Source organism: Sphingomonas bacterium (genome assembly GCF_903643065.1).
In the GTDB taxonomy this organism is placed as follows: domain Bacteria; phylum Pseudomonadota; class Alphaproteobacteria; order Sphingomonadales; family Sphingomonadaceae; genus Sphingomonas.
Genome location: NZ_CAHJWX010000485.1, coordinates 1 through 2,518, shown reverse-complemented (window position 1 = coordinate 2,518; position 2,518 = coordinate 1). Strand labels below are relative to the sequence as shown.

Genomic DNA, 2,518 nt, shown 5'->3' with positions numbered 1-2,518 from the left:
CGCACGCCGATGCTTGACGCCCTGGCACGCCACCGGATCGAGCGGGTGCGGCACGACACACGCCGCCGCACCCTCACCGTCGAGACGGTCACGCAGCTGACGCCGCACATGCTGCGGATCGGCTTTACGGGCGATCTGGCCGACTTCGTCAGCCTCTCGGCCGACGACCACGTCAAGCTGTTCTTGCCCGTCGAGGGCGAGGCAGACGCCATGCGCGACTACACACCGCGCGCGTTCGATACCGGACTGGGCACGATGACGATCGACTTCGCGCTGCACGACGCGGGCGCGGCGACAGCGTGTTCCTGATCGAAGCGCGCGGCCTTTTGGCGCGCGCGAACGCGGCCGAGACCATGCTGGAGGAGTTTGGCGGTTTGAAGCGCGGCACGCTCCGCGTCGTCGCCAGCCAGACCATCGCCGCTTACTGGTTGCCGCCCATCCTGGCCGCCTTCCACGAGCGCTATCCGGCGCTGTCGGTCGAGCTGGCGATCGGCAACACCGAGCAGGCGGCTGGGGCTCGGCCAGGGATCGGTGAAGAAGCAGGGCAAGCAGATGATCGAGGAGGCCTTCGCGATCGTTGAGGGTGCGGCGGCGTGTGTCGTGCCGCACCCGCTCGATCCGGTGGCGTGCCAGGGCGTCAAGCATCGGCGTGCGCCATGGCGGCGATGTCGGCGAGCAGCCCCGGGCCGCTCGACTGCCAGCCGAGCCGTTCTTGAGTGAGAACGCTCGACGCGGACATGTCCTTGGTCGTGAAAGCCGCCAGCCAGGTGAAGTGCAGCTTCGCCTCGTCCTCGCTCATGGACTTGACCGGCACGTTCAGGCTCTCGCCGACAGCCTCCGCAATATCGCGGAACACGATCCCCTCCTCGGCGGTGGCGTGATAGCGCGCGCCCGCCTCGTGCCGCTCCAGTGCCAGCCGGAACAGGAGCGCCGCGTCCGTCACGTGCGTCGCCGACCAGCGGTTCAGCCCCGCGCCGACATAGGCCGACACGCCCGCCTTGCGGGCAAGCTCAATCACGTCGGTGACGAGGCCCTGCTTGCGCGTGTCGTGGATCTGCGACAGCCGCACCACCGAAACGTTGACGCCGCGCTCGGACAGCGCGCGTCCCGCCAGTTCGGACGCGACGCGCGGGTTAAGATGGTTGGGGTCGAAGCAATCCTCGACCGCCGGCGCGCCGGGCTTGACCGAGCCCATGGCGGTGCTGGAGGTGATGACGATCGGCCGATCGGACCCTTCCAGCGCCGAGCCCAATGCCGTGATAGCACGGCTGTCCTTCCGGCAGTTCTCGACGAAGTGCGCGAAGTTATGGTCGAAGGCGGTGTGGATCACCGCGTCGCAGGCATCGACGCCGGCGCGCAGGCTGTCGAGGTCCTCGATATCGCCACGATGCGCCACCGCGCCAGCGTCGGCGAGCGCCTTCGCGCCGCCGTCCGAGCGGGTGAGCCCGAGCACCTGATGCCCGCGCGCGATCAGCTCGGGGACGATGTGGGAACCGATGAAGCCGGTCGAACCGGTGAGAAAGACACGCATGGCGGATGCTCCGATTGCTGGTTGACCCGCGATGTCGTGATCCCCATCATCCAGGAACAGTAGTGACTGTATCCTAGTGTAGAGATTAACAGGATCGGCCTGACCATGAACTCCGACAAGCCGCTCGGCGCGTATCTCAAGGATCGGCGGACCCGGCTTGATCCGGCCGCCTTCGGCTTCTCCGCCCAGCGCCGCCGCACCCCCGGCCTGCGGCGCGAGGAGGTGGCGCAGCGCGCGAACATCAGCCCGACCTGGTACACCTGGCTGGAACAGGGGCGCGGCGGCGCGCCCTCGCCCGACGTGCTCGACCGGATCGCCAAGGGCCTGATGCTGACCGAGGCCGAGCGCGAGCACCTGTTCATGCTGGGGCTCGGCCGCCCGCCCGAGGTCCGCTACAAGGCCGCCGAGGGCGTGACGCCGCGCCTGCAGCGACTGCTCGACGCGCTGGAGGTCAGCCCGGCGATCGTCAAGACCGCGACTTGGGACGTCGTTGCCTGGAACCGCGCGGCGGCGCTCGTCCTCACCGACTATGGCAAACTCCCGCGGAAAGAGCGCAACATCCTCCGGCTGGTGTTCGGCAATGCGCGGAGCCGATCGCTGCAGGAGGATTGGGAGAGCAACGCCCGCTTCGTGGTCGCGGCGTTCAGGGCGGACGCGGCCCGCGCTGGTGCCATATCCGAGGTCGCCGAACTGGCGGCCGAACTCTGCGCGATCAGCCCGACTCGGACATCGTTGTCGCGCCACATGGCGGCGAACTCCAACGAGGGGTCCGAAAAGGCGGCGACTGAGTGCCTTTTGCGGTAGACGCCCGCTGATTGGACCCACAAAGCGACATTCGAAGCCCAAGTCCGACTACCCAACTTCGGCCACTCGCTCATGTCCGCGGCAACGCTTACTCGTGAACCCGCGCGCTGCCCTCATTTGAAAAGATCATTCGGGCCTTCGGCCGGGGGATTTCGATAGCCGGTGGCGATCAGCGCGGTAGAC

At 67.9% G+C, this 2,518-nt stretch carries 4 protein-coding genes; 3 read left to right on the top strand and 1 reads right to left on the bottom strand.

The genetic code is table 11. The annotated features are described in order from the left end of the window. Both HUU95_RS14245 and HUU95_RS14240 read left to right on the top strand, forming a co-directional pair. Positions 1-309, top strand: a 309-nt coding sequence (locus HUU95_RS14245; RefSeq protein ID WP_438827222.1) for a siderophore-interacting protein, incomplete at its 5' end; no start/stop codon positions are given. Then, positions 300-581, top strand: a complete 282-nt coding sequence (locus HUU95_RS14240) for a LysR substrate-binding domain-containing protein (RefSeq protein ID WP_438827221.1) — start codon at positions 300-302, stop codon at positions 579-581. The genes HUU95_RS14245 and HUU95_RS14240, both read left to right, overlap by 10 nt. 56 nt (positions 582-637) lie before the next feature. Here HUU95_RS14240 and HUU95_RS14235 read toward each other — a convergent pair whose 3' ends face one another. Continuing rightward, positions 638-1,531, bottom strand: coding sequence for an SDR family oxidoreductase (locus HUU95_RS14235; RefSeq protein WP_174280696.1), 894 nt, complete (start codon positions 1,529-1,531; stop codon positions 638-640). Positions 1,532-1,636: 105 nt separating this feature from the next. Between HUU95_RS14235 and HUU95_RS14230 the strand changes: the two genes are divergently transcribed. Beyond that, the gene (locus HUU95_RS14230; protein ID WP_174280695.1) at positions 1,637-2,335 is read left to right on the top strand and encodes a helix-turn-helix transcriptional regulator; all 699 of its coding nucleotides are present in this window, start codon (positions 1,637-1,639) and stop codon (positions 2,333-2,335) included. Positions 2,336-2,518 lie beyond the last annotated feature (183 nt).